This window comes from Streptomyces lincolnensis (assembly GCF_021173675.1).
GTDB lineage: Bacteria > Actinomycetota > Actinomycetes > Streptomycetales > Streptomycetaceae > Streptomyces > Streptomyces lincolnensis_B.
Genome location: NZ_JAIHON010000002.1, coordinates 260,051 through 275,862, shown reverse-complemented (window position 1 = coordinate 275,862; position 15,812 = coordinate 260,051). Strand labels below are relative to the sequence as shown.

The window sequence follows — 15,812 nt, the reverse complement described above, 5'->3', positions numbered from 1 at the left end:
TTCCACAGCAAAACGGAACGTATGGGATGGCGATCTTCAGTGCAACGACGTCGTCCCGTCGTCGTGGCGATGTGGCGCCTCCGTGTTCGATCAGGGCCGGTACTGTTCGGCGAATGAGCTCGCTTAATCTCGACGACTTCTCCGATCTGATCGAGCGCCCCGACGGGGGTGTGCGGCGCGACGCCGAGGCGCGCCGGGAGCGTCAGATCGTGCCGCCCGGGTCGCTGGGCCGCCTCGACGACCTGGGTGAGTGGCTGGCCGCGGCGCAGTCCGCGGTACCGGTGCGGCCGATCGAGCGGCCGCGGGTGATCCTCTTCGCCGGTGACCACGGCATCGCCGAACTGGGCGTCTCCGCGCACCCCGCGGGCACCGCCGTGGAGCTGGTGCGCGAGGTCCTCGACGGCGGCCGGCCGGTGTCCGTGCTGGCCCGGCGGCTCGGGGTGCCGGTGCGGGTGGTCGACATGGCGCTGGACTGCGATCCGCAGACGCTGCCCGAGGACGTCGTACGGCATCGGGTGCGGCGCGGCAGCGGGCGCATCGACGTGGAGGACGCGCTGACCGTCGAGGAGGCGGAGGCCGCCTTCCGGGCCGGGATGGCGGTGGCCGACGAGGAGGCCGACTCCGGTACGGATCTGGTGGTGCTCGGCGATGTGAGCGTGGGCGGGACCACCGCGGCGGGCGTGCTCATCGCCGCGCTGTGCGGGACCGACGCGTCGGTGGTGACCGGGCGGGGCGGGCAGGCGATCGACGACCTGGCGTGGATGCGCAAGTGCGCGGCGATCCGCGACGCGCTCCGGCGGGCCCGGCCCGTGCTCGGGGAGCAGCTCCAGCTGCTGGCGACCGTGGGCGGTGCCGACCTCGCGGCGATCACCGGGTTCCTGTTGCAGAGCGCGGTGCGGAAGCTTCCGGTGGTCCTGGATGGGGTCGTGGTGGCCGCCTGTGCCCTGGTGGGGCAGCGGATCGCGTTCCGCGCGCCGGACTGGTGGCTGGCCGGGCAGAGCAGCGGGGAGCCGGGGCAGGGCAAGGCGCTGGACCGGATGGCCCTGGAGCCGCTGCTCGACCACGGGGTGACCGTCGGCGAGGCGGCGGGCGCGCTGCTGGCCCTGCCGCTCGTGCAGGCCGCGGCGGCACTGGCCGCCGAGCTGCCGGAGCGGCCGCAGGAGCCGGCGGCTGTCGACGAGGAGCCCGAGAAGGAAGCGCCGGCGAGGCAAGAGCTGGAGAAGGAAGAACTGGAGCAGGAAGAGCCGGAGAAGGAAGAGCACTAAGTCCGGACATAACGAGATCCAGGTCACCCGGGTCCCACTCAACTCCCCCGCCTTCCGGTAGGTCTTCGCTCGTGGCGCACGCCAGGCGCCGGGAGCACGAGGAGACGGACGGGACCGCCGGATGAACACGCTCGCCCGCTGGGCACACGCCGAATGGGGACCGCTGTACGTCACCGTGCGCGAGCCGCTCCTGAAGAGGCGCTGGCGGGCGGTTCCCCTGAGTATCGGGGCCGTGTGTCTGACAGGGGCGCTGCACTACGCGCAGAACCAGTCCTGGGGCTACGGGTTCGTGCAGGACGTGGGGGCGGTGCGTGCCGAGGACCCTCTGTTGCCGGCCCTTCTGCGCACTCCCCTGTCGCTCTTCGTGCCCGCCCTGGACCTGCCCGTCTGGGGCGCGCTGGCGCAGATCCTGATCGTGTTCGGGATCGCCGAGATCTGTCTGGGCCGGTGGCGCACGCTCGTCCTCGCCTACACCGCCACCCTCGCCGGGACGCTGTACGCCCGCCTGGGCCTCTGGCTGGGCCCGGACCATCCCCTGGGCCTGCCCGCCTCGGACTCCCATGTCGTGGACACCGGCCCGTCGGCGGCCGTGGTCGGTCTCGCGGTCTTCCTCGCCTGGCGCTACGGCGCCTGGGTCACCGCGGGTGCGGTGATCGCGGCGATGGTCGTCGAGGTGGCGCTGAAGGGGAATCTGGCCGGCAAGGAGCATCTGGCGGCGATCGCCGCGGTGCTGGTGCTGTGCGGGGTGTCGGCGCTGCGTCAGCGCCGGTCCAGGGGCAGGACGGGCACCGGGTCCGGTTTGCCGCCGATCCAGTCCTGAAATCTGCGGCGGGGGCCCGCCCAGCGGCGGTCGTGGTGGTACGCCCGCAGGACGGACCTGGCCCGGGCGCGCGGGCGGCGGCGGTAGAAGCGGCGGGCCCACGGGGAGCCCGGCCGGGCCAGCCGGACCAGGCCGATCAGACCGACGAGGGGCACGATCACGCTGAAGATCGCCATCCGGGTCTTGCCCTTGCTCAGCACGAGCAGCGCGAAGAGGAAGTTGACCCCCACGGTGGTGATGACGCCCCCTCGGTCCTGCAGCTCCTGCTGGGTCATGTCGTCGACGCCGAACGGCGAGAAGCCCGCGAGCATCAGCCCGACCAGGGCCGCGGTGAGCACGACGACCTCGACGCTCTTGCGGCCCTCCTCGGACCAGTAGACGTCGTCGAGGTGCAGGATCAGCGCGAACTCGTCCAGCACCAGGCCCGCGCCGATGCCGAAGACCACCGCGAAGACGGCCGAACCGAAGCCGTGCCGGGCGCTGGCGACCGCGCCGAAGCCTCCGGTGACGGTGAGGACGACCCCGGGGACGACGTGGTGGATGTGCAGCCCGCCCGCCTTCACGTTGCCGAAGGGCCCCTTGCCCGCCCGGATGAGGCGCGTGATGACCCGGGTGATCAGGAAGGTCAGCACGAACGCCGTCAGCGCGAGGAGCAGCGGCAGCTTGCCCGGTTCGACGATGTTGCGGTGAAGCCAGTGGCCCATGGCGCCCAGTCTCCCGGGCGGGGGTGCGGGCCGCCCGGCGGGTGGGACGACCGGGCTAGTCTGCGGGCATGTCCATGATCCTGCCGCTCGACGGTCTCCGGTTCGCCTTCGGCACACTCAGCGTGCTGCCCGTGAAGGTGGGCCGCTGGGACCGGGAGGCCGCGCGGGGCGGGATGCTGTGCGCCCCGGTGGTCGGGCTGGTGGTGGGGGCCGCCGCCGGCGTCGTCGGGCTCCTGCTGCTCGTCCTCGGCGCCTCTCCTCTCCTCGCCGCGGTCGCCTCCGTCGCCGTGCCCGCCGTCCTCACCCGGGGGCTCCATCTCGACGGGCTCGCCGATACCGCGGACGGGCTCGGGAGCGGCAAGCCCGCCGAGGACGCGCTGCGGATCATGAAGCAGTCGGACATCGGGCCGTTCGGGGTGATCACCCTGGTCCTCGTGCTCCTCGCGCAGGTGGGCGCACTCGCGCAGGTCTACGGCGAGTCGTGGGCGCGGGGCGTGGTGGCCGCGGTGGTCTCGGCGACGGCCGCGCGGCTCGCGCTGACCCTGGCGGCACGGGCGGGAGTACCGGCCGCCCGGCCCGAGGGGCTGGGCGCGGCCGTCGCGGGTGTGGTGCCGGTCCGGGGCGCGGTCGTCGCCACCGCCGCGGTGACGCTGGGGGCGGCGGGGGCGGGGGCGCTCTTCGGGGCGTACGACGCCGTCCGCGCCGCTCTCGCGGTCCTGGCCGCCCTCGCCGTCGCCGAGCTTGTGCTGCGACATTGCACCCGGCGGTTCGGCGGGGTGACCGGGGACGTGTTCGGGGGGTTGGCGGAGACCGCGGCGACCACGGCACTGGTGGTGCTGACGTTCGCCCCCTGAGGTCAGCAGGCCTTCCGCCACACCCCCAGCTCGTACTTCTTCAGCAGCGAACTCAGCTTCAGACGGCGGGACTCGGCACAGAAGCGGCTCGTGGGCAGTTCGTACTCGACGTGGAAGACGGCCTTGCCCGCCTCGATGAACGGGCTCATCGCCTCGCACTCGTCGTACTGCGCGCACTGCTCGTTCACCGCGAAGTCGAAGTCGTCCACCAGCTGCGGGATCTGGTCGAGGTCGTTCTTCAGGCCGACGGACATGCCCCGGTCGTGGGCCAGCTTCGCGATCAGGCGGTTGTAGCGGAGCTGGTCGGCCGCCTTCAGGGGGAAGCCGGTGCGGTTCTTGTAGCCGTCCATGTTGTCCGGCTCGACCGCGTCGAAGCCCTTGTCGCGGCACATGTCGAGACGGGCGGCCATCAACGGCTCCAGCACGTCCGTACGGCGGATGTCGAGCCAGCGTTCGCCCTCCCAGCCGTTGCCGCGGCCGAGGACGGTGCGGGGGAACTTCTCCGCGTCGGGGCGCCAGTCCTCCCAGGCGCCGGTGGAGAGGTAGCAGATGACCTTGCGGCCGTCGCGGTGCAGGGCGGCGACGGTCCGCCCGGACTGGTCGAAGCCGTCGATGTCGTAGACCGGCACGTCGACGGTGGTGTCGACACGGCCGCTCAGCTGCCACTGCCAGGCCACGCCGGGGCGGGGCTGCCAGCGCTCGCCGGACGGCTCGTCGGTGTCGGGGTCGGGGTCGGGCGTGGTCGTGCAGGCCGCCAGCAGCAGGAGGGCTGCCAGCAGGGTGGGGCGTCTCACCGGGTGGGCTCCAGGGTGGGGGGCAGTGTTCCCCAGGGATGATCTCCCGATCCGGGGACCGCGCAGTACACCGAGGCGCCACGGGCGCGGGCGAGGCCGGCCGGGTCGGCGCCGGGCGGGACGTCGTAGACGAGATGGCACTGCCGTACGCCGGACGGACCGCGCCAGGGCCGCAGGTCGCGGTACGACGTCCAGGTGCCCTCGAAGGTGACCAGGACGTCGGCTATGCGGGCGTAGCAGGGGTGGGGCGTGGTGCCGTGGTTGAGGACGAGGGTGTGGCAGCCGACGCCCCAGGCGGCCGTGGCGAGCCGTTGGTAGTGGCGGAACTCCTCGGGGCCCGCGGCCACCTGGTCCAGGAAGGCGCCGTCGGCGCCGTACCAGTCGCAGTGCCGGGCGAGGTCGGCGACGACCTCGGGGCGGGGCCGGTGGCCGTAGGCGGTGTCGGTGTACCCGAGCACCCGTACGCCCGCGCCCCGCAGCCGCTCGGCGACCTCCGCGAAGACCGGGTCCGGACGGTCTCCGGGGCCGCTCGCCGGGTTCAGGACGACGCCGTAGAGGCGGGGTGCGGCCTCGACGATGGCGTCCCACTCGGCGGGGCGGACGGACGGGTGCTCGTAGTACGGGACCAGCAGGGTGCTCATCGGTGGGCGGTCGCTCTCCCCAGCAGGGCACAGACCAGGGCGGCCAGGGTGGCCGCGGCGGTGCCGTAGACGATCAGGCCGACCCGGTGCGGGTCTCCCGTGTGGGTGACCAGGGCGAGGCTCTGGGCGAGGGCGGCCGCGCAGCAGACCGCTGCCGCGCCGGTGACCGCGCCGAAGGACTGGAGCAGCAGGCCCGTCCACAGGACGACGCCGAGTAGGAGGAGTCCGGCCAGGCGGATGCCGTCCAGGCGCTCTGCCTGCGGCCACAGGGCCGAGGTGAGGACGCTGAGGACCAGCAGTCCGGCCAGGTAGGCGGTCAGGCACTGGACAACCGTGCGGGCCGTGGTGCGCCAGAACGCCTTCGGGGTGCTGGTGGAGCGGAGGCCGGTGAGGCTGCCGCTGCGGAAGCGGTACAGGAGCCATTCGGCGGGGCCCATGCTCAGGGTGAGTGCGACGGCGGCTGGGGCTGCGATGGCGCTCTGTTGGTCTCCCGTCAGGGCGTCTCCCAGGGAGGCGTAGACGACCAGGACGCCGGTGCCGAGGCCGAAGAGGGCGTACGGGAGGGAGGCGGTGAGTCTGGGGCCTGTTGTCGTCGGTCGGCTGCGGGTTCGTCGTGGCTGGTCGCGCCCACGCGGCGGTAGCCGCAGATTGAATACAGCCCCGCGCCCCTGAGTGAGTACGGCGGGCGCCACTTCGAACAATCCCAGGACTGCAACCACCGCCAAGGAACCCAGCAGCAGGACGAGCCTTGCCACATCAGGCAGCGGATGGACCAGGTCGATGACCGCGCCGACTGCCATCGGCAACAGCGCCGCCAGCAGGCGGCGTTCTCGACCCATCACGAGCAGGACCGTCGCCGCGCCCAGATACGCGGACTGGCCAGCTGCGAAGGCCACGGCGTTCAGGTCCCCCAAGCCGGCCACCGCTGACGCGACCAGGGTGCCGAGGAGTACTCCCAGCGGTGTTCCGATGAGGAGGGAGTGGCGGGCCGCCGGGCGGTCGCCGAGGCCGAGCCAGGAGTAGGCCCGGTGGGCGAGGCCCTGGTTCCAGGTCCAGCCGCAGAGGGCGCCGGCCAGGAGGGGGACGGTGCCGGCCGGGAGGCCGAGGTCGCCGCGCGGGCCGGCGAGGAAGGGTGCGCCGAGGACGTAGCCGAGGCCGGGGAGGGCGAAGACGACCCCGCGCAGCAGGCAGCCCAGCAGGCCGACCTGCCAGGGGTCGTGGACCGGGCCCTCGGGTTCGGGGTACCGGCGTTCGACCCGCTCGTAGAGCTCCTCGGCGAGCGCGAAGGAGTTCTTCACGCCGTACCGCTCGCGTATCTGGTCGTCGGAGAGGCCGTCGGACTCCAGCAGGGCGGCTATCTCGTCGGGGTGGACGGCGGCGGCTACGAAGTCGTCGAGGCGGGCGGCGAGTTCGTCGACCGGGTCGGGCTCGGCCCAGCTGGGGGTGCGCTGCCGGGGGATGGCGGGGAGGGTGTCCGGGCGGGAGCCGGGAGGCATCCAGAGGCTGCCGCTCACCAGTCGGTTCCGTCCGTGGCGACCGCCGCGTACCAGGGGTCGCGCAGTTCGAGGGTCCAGTCGGCGACCGTCTCCAGGGTGGGCTCGTAGACCTCGGTGCTGCCCGCGAGCTCCTGGTAGATCGTCCGGAAGGCGTCCACGGAACGGCGGAGCGTGAAGCGGTCGATGACCCGCTGGCGGGCCAGTTCGCCCAGTTTCAGGCGCCGTCGGTCGTCGCGCAGCAGGCTCAGCGCGGCGGCGGCCATCTTCTCCGGTTCGCGCGGCGGGACCACCAGACCGGTGTCGCCGACCGCCTCGCGCACTCCCCCGACGTCGGTGGAGACCGTCGTACGGCCGCAGGACATGGCCTCGATGATGGAGAACGGGAAGCCCTCGGAGATGGACGAGAGCATGACGACGTGGCCGGCGGCGTAGGCCCGCGAGACCTCGCTGATGCGGCCCTCGAAGGTGAGGCCGTCCCGCACGCCCAGTTCGGCGGCGAGCTTCTCCAGCTTGGTGTGGTAGGCCTCGCCGCCGGGCGGCACCGGGCCGAACAGTCTGAGCCGGGTCTCGGGGATCTCGGCGCGTACGAGGGCGTACGCGTGCAGCAGGGTCTCCAGGTCCTTGATGGGGTCGACGCGGCCGCACCAGGTGAGGGTGGGCACCTCCGGCTCGGGGCCGGCGTGCGGGAAGGCGGCCGGGTCGACGCCGTTGTAGACCGTGCGGATCTTGTCGGCGTCGGCGCCGCCGCGCTCCTCCCAGCGGCGGTTGTACTGGTTGCAGGGGGTGATCAGGTCGGCGGCGCGGTAGCCGAGGGAGTTCAGCTCGCGGTAGAAGCCGAGCATGAACGCCTTGACCGGCCAGCGCTGTTCGCCGCTGCGGTAGCCGAGGTAGCGCTCGCGCAGATAGATGCCGTGCTCGGTGAGCAGGAAGGGCACGCCGTCGAGCTTGCGGGCGGCGAGCGCGGGCAACGTTGCCAGACCGCTGCTGACGGCGTGGGCGACGGAGTCCTCGGGGATGCGCACGCCCAGGGGCCGCAGGGCGTGTTCCAGCAGGTCGGTGGCGGTGAGCGCGTCGTGCACCGTGGGCCGGGCGGCCGCGACCGCCAGATGCGGCATCGTCCAGATCCACATCAGGGACCGCAGCGCGGACTCGGTGCGCAGGGCCGCCGACAGGCGTCCCTCGCGGGCGAGTTCGGCCAGCTCGTAGAGCGCCTCGCCGAAGTCGCAGTGGGCCTCGGGGTCGAGGAAGGAGAGCAGGAAACGCTCGTAGGAGTCGATGAAACGGCGGCGGGCCCGCCCGAACGGCGCCCTCGCGCGTCCGGGCCGTGGGCCCCAGGTCGGCACGGAGCTGTGCCGGTAGACGTTGGGCGGCAGCTCCCAGGTCACGGGTTCGCGGCCGCTGCCGCTGAGCGAGACGACGTGGAAGTCGACCTCCGGCATGCCCTTGACGAGTTGGTCGCACCAGGTGCTGACCCCGCCGTGGACGAGCGGATAGGTGCCTTCGGTGAGCATGGTGACGTGACGGCCGGTACGCATTGGCTGTTCCCCCCTGGAACGGCTCGGAAGCGCACCCCGGTCGTGGGGAACCGGGGTGCGCGTACGGTCGGCTGCGCTGCGCCTAGGTGGGCAGATTCAGCGTGAGAGCGGTTTGCAGAAGCTCCGGCGTGGTCCAGGCCGAGCGTTGGCCCGCGTACGGCGTCCCGAACGCGGTGGTGCCGAGCAGGAGTTGCTTGGTGGTCCCTTCCGGAGCGGTGACCGGGACGCGGGTCCCGGCCGGGGCGGTCACGGTGACGGTGGTGCCGATGCGGTACGCGGTGACCCGGCCGGCGTCCAGGGCGGACTGCCAGGCCGCGCGCCGCTGGAACTCGGTGCCGATGGCGGCCTGCGCCGGGTTCTCCACCGGGGTGTTGTCGGCGAAGAGCGCCGCGTAGTCGGTGAGGACCTTGTCCATGACGGGGTACAGCGTCCGGTCCTCGGCCAGGTTGGACTGGTGCGCGTAGTGCGGGCGCGGGTCGTTGGCGATGACGTGCCCGAGGGCGGTGCGGGCCTCCTGCGGGACGATGTACGCGTCGTAGCCGGTGGCGGGGTCCAGCGGGTCGGCGAGACAGGTCGAGGTGGGGTTGTTCTCGCAGACGCCGCTGCCGCCGTCGGCCGCGGAGGCGTAGATCCAGTTGTACTCGTCGACCATCTCGGCCTCGGTGCCGGTGTTGTAGTACACGTTCATCGGGTGGCGCGGCACGGTCAGGGCGCTGCCCACCGGACGCTGGGCCGGTTCCCGGGAGTTGTCCGAGGCGATCCACCTGACGCCGTTGTCGGCGAGGGCACCGGCCAGGTTCGGGTTGTCGTCGGGCTGCTGCGGAAGGGTCTTCAGGCCCGAGTGCTCGCCGGTGACCAGCTCGGAACGATTCAGCGGCAGGCCCTTGGCGACGCCCCAGCTGTGGTTGTCCGCGATCTGGGCCGAGATGTCCGCGCGGCTCATGTACCGGGTCGAGCCGTCGGCGTTCTTCGCGCAGCTCCACGGCACGGTGGAGGTGTCCTGCTCGCAGCCGAGGTAGGGGTGGGTGTAGGTGTGGTTGATCCAGCGGTACTGGTCCTTGTCGGCGAGGAGTTGGTCGGCCGTCGGGTCGGCGCCGCCGTTCTCGCTCTTCCACTCCTCGCCGGAGCCCGCGTTGTAGACCATGTCGAGCGTGAAGCCGTGCTCGCGCTGCCACTGCGCCGCGTACCGGGCGTCGGCCGCGGTCATGCGGATCGGCGTGGTTCCCTCGCCGTCGCCGCCCACGCAGTCGAAGTCGCCGGGGGTGCAGTTGCGTTCGGTGTCCCAGCGGCTGTCGGGCGCGAAGACGTCGTCGACGTGCACGGCGAAGTAGTTGCGGCTCTGCCCGAGGTGCACGCCCTGGGTCAGCCATTCGACGATGCCGCGGGCGAGTACCCGGAACTGCTGCTGGTACTGGTTGTACGCGAAGGTCACCACCAGCTCGCGGCGCCCGTCGTGGGCGTACTCCCCGACCAGGCTTCCGGTGCCGGTGCCGGCGGGCACCGGGACGTCGACGTAACTGGTGAAGCCGGTGCGGGGCTTGGCGACGAAGCCGTAGCTCTCCTGCACCGAGGGGTCGTTGTCCTCGAAGGTGAAGGCGCCGTCGAGATAGCCGAAGTACCCCGCCCTGCCCGCCGCGGTGACGGAGGCCGCCCGTCCGTCGAGGGTGCCGGCCCAGCCGCCCTGGCTCGTGTAGTCGAGGCCGACCCCCGGGTGCGCCCAGGTGTAGGCGTCGACCTGGGGGATGCCGTACGTCCGCTCGTAGCTCTCCAGGGCGCTCTGCTCGGCCGAACCGGCGCCGAAGGGGGCCTCGTTGGGCAGGACGACACCCTGGAACCTCGCCCGGGGGCGGCCGTCCACGGTGTCGCTCAGGAACGTTTCCGTGATGGTGGGACGGTCGGCGGCGTTCAGGTTCACCCTGGTGTACGGGATGCCGGTGCTCTTCAGCTGGGCGGTGATCGCCTCGATGGGGCTGTCGCCGTTGTCGACGACCAGCACCCTGAGGTCGATCCGCGGTTCCTCCGCCGCGGAGGCAGCCGGGGCGCCGAGTCCCAGTGCCATGAGCCCCGCGGCCGTCAACACGGCGGCGGTGGCTCTCCATCCGGGGCGACGCCGGTGGTCGTGTCCGTCGTGGTGGTGTCTGTCGGTGAGCGCGAGATGCGCCATGGCGGTAGCCCCTCCCCGGGCGATCCTCCTCCGTGGTCGTTTTGAGGAGGATCCGTGGAAATCATGCGTACCGGCAGGCCGCGCGCCTGCCGGAACCAGATGAGTGTGACCCACCTCACCGATCATGGGGATCGAGAAGTGGCCACGACGCCACCGATAGGTGAACCTCCGCAGGAATGATCGACTGCGCACCCGAGCGTAGGCTCGTGCCGGGCATGTGGCCGCCCGGGTGGAGACCGCTCCGCACGAGGGCTCTAGGGTCGGTTTTCGGGCCCGGTCGACCCACCCGTATTCGGCCACAGCACATTTCAACGGAAGCGAGATTTCACCACCGTGACTGCTCTCACTCTCAGCACCGCCGCGGCGCCCGGCCTCCGGGCCGACGCGATCGTGATCGGTGTTGCCAAGGGTGCCGAAGGCCCGGTCGTCGCACCGGGCGCCGAGGCCGTGGACAAGGCGTACGACGGCAGACTCGCCGGCGTCCTGGAGACCCTCGGTGCCTCCGGGGCCGAGGGCGAGGTGACGAAGCTGCCCGCACCGGCCGGCTTCAAGGCCCCGCTCGTGGTGGCGGTGGGCCTGGGCGCCGAGCCCGAGAAGGACTCCGGCTTCGACGCCGAGGCACTGCGCCGGGCGGCCGGCGCGGCCTCCCGGGGCCTGGCCGGCTCCCAGAAGGCCGCGTTCGCGCTGCCGCTCACGGACGCCGCCGACGCGGGTGCCGTGGCCGAGGGCGTCCTGCTCGGCGCGTACTCCTTCGACGTCTACAAGAACAACGGCAAGGACACCGGCAAGGACAGCAGGGCCAAGGGCAAGGCCAAGAACGGCAAGGCGCCGCTCGCCGAGGCCGCGCTGCTCGGCGGCAAGCCCCGCGACCGCGCCTACAAGGCGGCGATCGAGCGGGCCACCGCCGTGGCCGAGGAGCTCAACCGCGCCCGCGACCTGATCAACATGCCGCCCAACGACCTCGACCCCGAGGCCTTCGCCGCGATCGCCCAGACCGCGGCCAAGGAGCACGGCATCAAGGTGCAGGTGCTCGACGTGAAGGCCCTGGAGAAGGGCGGCTACGGCGGCATCCTCGGCGTCGGCGCCGGTTCGGCGGCGGGCCCGCGACTGGTCAAGCTGTCGTACACCTCCTCCAAGGCGAAGAAGCACCTCGCCTTCGTGGGCAAGGGCATCACCTACGACTCGGGCGGCATCTCGCTGAAGCCGGCGGGCCACAACGAGACGATGAAGTGCGACATGAGCGGTGCGGCGGCGGTCTTCGCGGCCGTGGTCGCCGCCGCGCGCCTGGGGCTGGAGGTCAACGTCACCGGCTGGCTGGCGCTGGCCGAGAACATGCCCTCCGGTTCCGCGACCCGCCCCGGTGACGTGCTGCGCATGTACTCGGGCAAGACGGTCGAGGTCCTCAACACGGACGCGGAGGGGCGGCTGGTCCTCGCCGACGCGCTGTGGGCCGCGTCCGAGGAGACGCCGGACGCGATCGTGGACGTGGCGACGCTGACCGGGGCGATGATGCTGGCGCTGGGCAACCGGACGTTCGGGATCATGGCCAACGACGACGCCTTCCGTACGGCGGTGCACGAGGCGGCGGCGGAGGTCGGCGAGCCGGCGTGGCCGATGCCACTGCCGGAGCATCTGCGCAAGGGGATGGACTCCCCCACCGCCGACATCGCGAACATGGGTGAGCGGATGGGTGGCGGGCTGGTGGCCGGTCTGTTCCTGCGCGAGTTCGTGGGTGAGGGGATCATCTGGGCGCACCTGGACATCGCGGGGCCGGCGTTCAACGACGGCGGGCCGTTCGGGTACACGCCCAAGGGCGGGACGGGGACGGCGGTTCGGACGCTGGTTCGTCTTGCGGAGTTGGCGGCTGCGGGGGATCTGGGCTGAGTGTTCGTGGGCGGGGCCTCGTGCGCGGGTAGGGCGAGGCCCCGTCGTCGCCCCATAGCTCGGTCCGGTCCGTTGTGTGGCGGCTTGCGGTCGTATGTAGCTGGTCGCGCAGTTCCTCGCGCCCCTACGGGGCGCTCATGTGAACGTGGGACGTCTCACACACCGGCCCGGCGTCTCGTTGTGGTCGGACAGGTGCGAAGATGGGGCTCGGCAGGACAGGGCCCCCACCGAAGGGCCGAAGAACGAGCGGCCGGACACCAGCCGCCGACCGGTCACAGGAGACCGGCGTGGCGCACATGCATGGAGGACGTGACGTGGCGAACGACGCCAGCACCGTTTTCGACCTAGTGATCCTCGGCGGTGGTAGCGGTGGTTACGCCGCGGCCCTGCGCGGGGCGCAGCTGGGCCTGGACGTCGCCCTGATCGAGAAGGACAAGGTCGGCGGCACCTGCCTGCACCGAGGGTGCATCCCCACGAAGGCCCTGCTGCACGCGGGCGAGATCGCCGACCAGGCCCGCGAGAGCGAGCAGTTCGGTGTGAAGGCCTCCTTCGAGGGCATCGACATCGCCGGGGTGCACAAGTACAAGGACGGCGTGATCGCCGGCCTGTACAAGGGCCTCCAGGGGCTCGTCGCCTCCCGCAAGGTGACCTACATCGAGGGTGAGGGCCGCCTGTCCTCCCCGACCTCCGTCGATGTGAACGGCCAGCGCGTCCAGGGCCGCCACGTGCTCCTCGCGACCGGCTCCGTGCCGAAGTCGCTGCCGGGCCTGGAGATCGACGGCAACCGGATCATCTCCTCCGACCACGCCCTCGTCCTGGACCGCGTGCCCAAGTCCGCGATCATCCTGGGCGGCGGTGTCATCGGCGTCGAGTTCGCCTCCGCGTGGAAGTCCTTCGGTACCGAGGTCACCATCGTCGAGGGCCTGAAGCACCTCGTGCCGGTCGAGGACGAGAACTCCTCCAAGCTGCTGGAGCGCGCGTTCCGCAAGCGCGGCATCAAGTTCAACCTGGGCACCTTCTTCCAGAAGGCCGAGTACACCCAGGACGGCGTCAAGGTCACCCTCGCCGACGGCAAGGAGTTCGAGGCCGAGGTGCTGCTGGTCGCCATCGGCCGCGGCCCGGTCTCGCAGGGCCTGGGCTACGAGGAGCAGGGCGTCGCGATGGACCGCGGCTACGTCCTGGTCGACGAGTACATGCGCACCAACGTCCCCACCATCTCCGCCGTCGGCGACCTGGTCCCGACCCTCCAGCTCGCGCACGTCGGCTTCGCCGAGGGCATCCTGGTGGCGGAGCGTCTGGCCGGTCTCAAGACCGTCCCGATCGACTACGACGGCGTCCCCCGGGTGACCTACTGCCACCCGGAGGTCGCCTCCGTCGGCATCACCGAGGCCAAGGCCAAGGAGATCTACGGTGCGGACAAGGTCGTCGCTCTGAAGTACAACCTGGCGGGCAACGGCAGGAGCAAGATCCTGAACACCTCGGGCGAGATCAAGCTCGTCCAGGTCAAGGACGGTGCCGTGGTCGGCGTCCACATGGTCGGCGACCGTATGGGTGAGCAGGTCGGCGAGGCCCAGCTGATCTACAACTGGGAGGCCCTGCCGGCCGAGGTCGCCCAGCTCATCCACGCGCACCCGACGCAGAGCGAGGCGCTGGGCGAGGCCCACCTGGCCCTGGCCGGCAAGCCCCTCCACGCCCACGACTGAGCCTTCGGTCACCGGACGCGACGACACAGACTTCCGCTTCCCCGAGTTCTCCACAGCGCTCGAACAGGGGAGCCCCATCCGTAAGGAGCAACAGAAACCATGGCGGTTTCCGTAACCCTTCCGGCGCTCGGCGAGAGCGTCACCGAGGGCACTGTCACCCGCTGGCTGAAGGCAGAGGGTGAGCGCGTCGAGGCCGACGAGCCGCTGCTCGAGGTCTCGACCGACAAGGTCGACACCGAGATCCCCTCGCCCGCCGCCGGCGTCCTGGCCTCCATCAAGGTCGCCGAGGACGAGACCGTCGAGGTCGGCGCCGAACTGGCCGTCATCGACGACGGCACCGGCGCTCCGGCCGCCGCCCCGGCCCCCGCGGCCGAGGAGGTCGCCCCGCCGGCGCCCGAGCCGGCCCCGGCCGCCCAGCCGTCCACCGAGCAGGCCGCCCCGGCTCCTGCTCCCACCGCCGAGGCCGCCACCGGCGGCGGTTCCGCCGAGGGCACGGACGTCGTCCTGCCCGCGCTCGGCGAGTCCGTCACCGAGGGCACCGTGACCCGCTGGCTGAAGGAGGTCGGCGAGGAGGTCGCGGAGGACGAGCCCCTGCTCGAGGTCTCCACCGACAAGGTCGACACCGAGATCCCGGCGCCGGTCGCCGGTGTCCTGCTGGAGATCGTGGTCGGCGAGGACGAGACCGCCGAGGTCGGCGCCAAGCTGGCCGTCATCGGCGCCCCGGGCGCGGCTCCGGCCGCTGCCCCGGCTCCCGCCGCTCCGGCCCCGGCCGCCGAGGCACCTGCTCCGGCTCCGGCGCCCGCCCCGGCCGCTCCCGCGGCTCCGGCCGCCCCGGCTCCGCAGGCGCCCGCGGCTCCGGCTCCGCAGCAGGCCGCCCCGGCGCCCGCTCCGGCTCCGGCCGCTCCGGCCCCCGCCGCGTCCGCCCCGGCCCCGGCTCCCGCCGCGACCTCGGGTGACGACGGCGCCTACGTGACCCCGCTGGTCCGCAAGCTCGCCGCCGAGAACGGCGTCGACCTGGCCGGCATCAAGGGCACCGGCGTCGGCGGGCGTATCCGCAAGCAGGACGTCATCGCCGCCGCCGAGGCCGCGAAGGCCGCCGCCGCCGCTCCGGCTCCGGCCGCCGCCGCACCGGCCGCCGCGAAGAAGGCGCCGACGCTGGAGGCCTCCCCGCTGCGTGGCCAGACCGTCAAGATGCCGCGCATCCGCAAGGTCATCGGCGACAACATGGTCAAGGCGCTGCACGAGCAGGCGCAGCTGTCCTCGGTGGTCGAGGTCGACGTCACCCGCCTGATGAAGCTGCGCGCCCGGGCCAAGGACGCGTTCGCGGCCCGCGAGGGCGTCAAGCTCTCCCCGATGCCGTTCTTCGTCAAGGCCGCGGCCCAGGCGCTGAAGGCGCACGCGCCCATCAACGCCAAGATCAACGAGGGCGAAGGCACGATCACCTACTTCGACACCGAGAACATCGGTATCGCGGTGGACTCCGAGAAGGGCCTGATGACCCCGGTCATCAAGCATGCGGGCGACCTCAACATCGCCGGCATCGCGAAGGCCACGGCGGAGCTGGCCGGCAAGGTCCGCGCCAACAAGATCACGCCCGACGAGCTGTCCGGCGCGACCTTCACCATCTCCAACACCGGTTCGCGCGGTGCGCTCTTCGACACGATCATCGTGCCGCCGGGCCAGGTCGCGATCCTCGGTATCGGCGCCACGGTCAAGCGTCCGGCCGTCCTGGAGACGGAGGAGGGCACGGTCATCGCCGTCCGCGACATGACCTACCTGACCCTCTCCTACGACCACCGTCTGGTGGACGGCGCCGACGCGGCCCGTTACCTGACCGCGGTCAAGGCGATCCTGGAGGCGGGCGAGTTCGAGGTCGAGCTCGGCCTGTAGTCGTACCGCTTCCTGTAGTCGTACCGCTTCCACGGTGCCCCCGTCCGGAGTCCTCCGGGCGG

Annotated in this window: 12 protein-coding genes; 6 read left to right on the top strand and 6 right to left on the bottom strand. The window is 72.0% G+C overall.

Features of this window, described 5'->3' with window-relative positions:
• The first annotated feature begins 113 nt into the window (after positions 1-113).
• Both cobT and K4B79_RS04775 read left to right on the top strand, forming a co-directional pair.
• The gene (gene cobT, locus K4B79_RS04780; RefSeq protein WP_232024976.1) at positions 114-1,265 is read left to right on the top strand and encodes a nicotinate-nucleotide--dimethylbenzimidazole phosphoribosyltransferase; all 1,152 of its coding nucleotides are present in this window, start codon (positions 114-116) and stop codon (positions 1,263-1,265) included.
• 121 nt (positions 1,266-1,386) lie between these two features.
• Positions 1,387-2,085 carry a hypothetical protein gene (locus tag K4B79_RS04775; protein WP_232024975.1) on the top strand — a complete coding sequence of 233 codons (699 nt, stop codon included), beginning with the start codon at positions 1,387-1,389 and terminating at the stop codon, positions 2,083-2,085.
• Here K4B79_RS04775 and K4B79_RS04770 read toward each other — a convergent pair.
• On the bottom strand, positions 2,025-2,789 hold the full coding sequence (locus tag K4B79_RS04770) for a hypothetical protein (protein WP_232024974.1): 765 nt from the start codon (positions 2,787-2,789) through the stop codon (positions 2,025-2,027). The two genes, K4B79_RS04775 and K4B79_RS04770, sit on opposite strands and share 61 nt — an antisense overlap.
• Positions 2,790-2,857: 68 nt before the next feature.
• On the opposite strand from K4B79_RS04770, the gene K4B79_RS04765 reads away from it, so the two are divergent.
• On the top strand, positions 2,858-3,643 hold the full coding sequence (locus K4B79_RS04765; RefSeq protein ID WP_232024973.1) for an adenosylcobinamide-GDP ribazoletransferase: 786 nt from the start codon (positions 2,858-2,860) through the stop codon (positions 3,641-3,643).
• Between the two features lie 2 nt (positions 3,644-3,645).
• Here K4B79_RS04765 and K4B79_RS04760 read toward each other — a convergent pair whose 3' ends face one another.
• The 5 genes from K4B79_RS04760 to K4B79_RS04740 all read right to left on the bottom strand — a co-directional run bounded on the left by K4B79_RS04760 (position 3,646) and on the right by K4B79_RS04740 (position 10,168).
• Positions 3,646-4,437, bottom strand: coding sequence for an endo alpha-1,4 polygalactosaminidase (locus tag K4B79_RS04760; RefSeq protein ID WP_232024972.1), 792 nt, complete (start codon positions 4,435-4,437; stop codon positions 3,646-3,648).
• A complete protein-coding gene (locus K4B79_RS04755) occupies positions 4,434-5,078 on the bottom strand; it encodes a spherulation-specific family 4 protein (RefSeq protein ID WP_232024971.1) in 645 nt (214 codons plus the stop codon). The genes K4B79_RS04760 and K4B79_RS04755 overlap by 4 nt, the downstream gene beginning before the upstream one ends.
• Positions 5,075-6,592 carry a hypothetical protein gene (locus K4B79_RS04750; protein WP_232024970.1) on the bottom strand — a complete coding sequence of 506 codons (1,518 nt, stop codon included), beginning with the start codon at positions 6,590-6,592 and terminating at the stop codon, positions 5,075-5,077. Before K4B79_RS04750 ends, K4B79_RS04755 begins: the two co-directional genes overlap by 4 nt.
• Positions 6,589-8,109 carry a GT4 family glycosyltransferase PelF gene (gene pelF / locus K4B79_RS04745; RefSeq protein WP_232024969.1) on the bottom strand — a complete coding sequence of 507 codons (1,521 nt, stop codon included), beginning with the start codon at positions 8,107-8,109 and terminating at the stop codon, positions 6,589-6,591. The genes K4B79_RS04750 and pelF overlap by 4 nt, the downstream gene beginning before the upstream one ends.
• An 82-nt stretch (positions 8,110-8,191) precedes the next feature.
• Positions 8,192-10,168 carry a hypothetical protein gene (locus tag K4B79_RS04740; protein ID WP_232025424.1) on the bottom strand — a complete coding sequence of 659 codons (1,977 nt, stop codon included), beginning with the start codon at positions 10,166-10,168 and terminating at the stop codon, positions 8,192-8,194.
• A 438-nt stretch (positions 10,169-10,606) separates the two neighbouring features.
• On the opposite strand from K4B79_RS04740, the gene K4B79_RS04735 reads away from it, so the two are divergent.
• The 3 genes from K4B79_RS04735 (at position 10,607) to sucB (ending at position 15,750) form a co-directional block, all read left to right on the top strand.
• The gene (locus tag K4B79_RS04735; protein ID WP_232024968.1) at positions 10,607-12,157 is read left to right on the top strand and encodes a leucyl aminopeptidase; all 1,551 of its coding nucleotides are present in this window, start codon (positions 10,607-10,609) and stop codon (positions 12,155-12,157) included.
• A gap of 314 nt (positions 12,158-12,471) precedes the next feature.
• Positions 12,472-13,860, top strand: coding sequence for a dihydrolipoyl dehydrogenase (lpdA, locus tag K4B79_RS04730; protein WP_232024967.1), 1,389 nt, complete (start codon positions 12,472-12,474; stop codon positions 13,858-13,860).
• Between the two features lie 99 nt (positions 13,861-13,959).
• Positions 13,960-15,750, top strand: a complete 1,791-nt coding sequence (gene sucB / locus K4B79_RS04725; protein WP_232024966.1) for a 2-oxoglutarate dehydrogenase, E2 component, dihydrolipoamide succinyltransferase — start codon at positions 13,960-13,962, stop codon at positions 15,748-15,750.
• The last annotated feature ends 62 nt before the right edge of the window (positions 15,751-15,812 follow it).